The organism is Photorhabdus stackebrandtii, assembly GCF_011189495.1.
GTDB classification, from domain to species: Bacteria; Pseudomonadota; Gammaproteobacteria; order Enterobacterales; family Enterobacteriaceae; genus Photorhabdus; species Photorhabdus khanii.
The window spans coordinates 1-677 of record NZ_PUJV01000160.1 but is presented as its reverse complement, the minus strand read 5'-3'; the positions used below and the strand labels follow the sequence as shown (position 1 = coordinate 677).

Here is a 677-nt window from a genome sequence, read left to right as displayed (position 1 = left end):
GTCCTTTGCTTGCGAACCTTTTCCTGCATTATGCTCTGGATACCTGGCTTACCCGCCATCATCCAGAAACCGTCTTTGAGCGCTATGCGGATGATGCAGTGCTCCATTGCAAAACGCGATGTGGTGCTGAGTATCTGTTAGGTGAATTACGGAACCGAATGGAGGAATGCAAGCTGGTCCTCCACCCAGATAAAACCAAGGTTGTTTATTGCAAGGATAGCAATCGTAAAGGAAAGCATGAATGGATAAGCTTTGATTTTCTTGGTTTCACCTTCAGGCCGAGAAAGGCTATGGCAAAACAGGGAGCTGTATTCACAAGTTTTGCCCCGGCGATCAGTAAGAAGGCCCTGAAGAGGATTGGCACGAGAATTAAGAAATGGAAAATTCAAACATGGAGCGGACATAACGCCCATGAAATAGCTCTGGCCTTAAATCCAGTGATCAAGGGATGGTTCAATTATTACAAGCACTTTGGAAAGTCCGAACTATACCAACTGGTACGGAAACTTGACTTTGCGCTTGTGCGCTGGGCACGAAAGAAATACAAGAAACTGGGCAGGAGTTACCGGAAAAGCACAAAGTTTCTAAAGAGATTGCAACAGCAAAACCAGAGACTTTTCGCACACTGGTATATTCTGGCTCAGGGCTGAACAATAAGAGCCGTATGAATCGAGAGG

General features: G+C 45.8%; 1 protein-coding gene. It reads left to right on the top strand.

Annotation, left to right across the window (positions count from 1 at the left end; genetic code table 11):
* Positions 1–650: group II intron maturase-specific domain-containing protein (locus C5470_RS22135; protein WP_242688281.1), on the top strand; the 650-nt coding region annotated here is incomplete at its 5' end.
* Positions 651–677 lie beyond the last annotated feature (27 nt).